Genomic DNA, 567 nt, shown 5'->3' on the forward strand with positions numbered 1-567 from the left:
CTGTCCTCGCTGTATTAGGCTCATCTGTCCTTTGAATACAATGTCCTAAAATCACTTCTTCCACATCTTGCTTTTGAAGCTTACTTCTTTTTACAACCTCGTCTAGAACAGGTACAGCTAATTGTGTAGGCAATAGATCCTTGAAAGCGCCTCCAAAAGAACCGATAGGTGTTCGCACTGCTGCAGTAATCACAACCTCTCGCATTTCTCCATCCCCCTTAATTCATGTTTCTGAGCCATTGCTCATTACTTTCATTATAGTATAGTTTAATAGAAATATTAGGGAATTTTTTCTTCTATGTGTATGTTTGATTTTTTATATTTTGATTGATTGGGGGTTCTGAAGAACGTTTGTGGGGATTCTATTGAGCTGGGCTTCATCATCCGGGCTTTTGAAGACCATCTGTGACTGATTCTATCTAGGGTTTGTCGTTCATCCACCTTATGAACGACTCCACTCGCTCTTCACCAACACTTTTGTCGTTCATCGCCCCTATGAACGACACCACTCGCTCTTACCTCAACACTTTTGTCGTTCATCACCCCTATGAACGACACCACTCGCTC

General features: G+C 41.8%; 1 pseudogene. It reads right to left on the reverse strand.

The features are described 5' to 3' along the window. A pseudogene (locus ACEWK1_RS27750) lies at positions 1–205 on the reverse strand (acetyl-CoA C-acyltransferase); the annotation flags it as partial. Positions 206–567 lie beyond the last annotated feature (362 nt).

This window comes from Metabacillus sp. YM-086 (genome assembly GCF_048059995.1).
Taxonomy (GTDB): domain Bacteria; phylum Bacillota; class Bacilli; order Bacillales; family Bacillaceae; genus Metabacillus; species Metabacillus litoralis_B.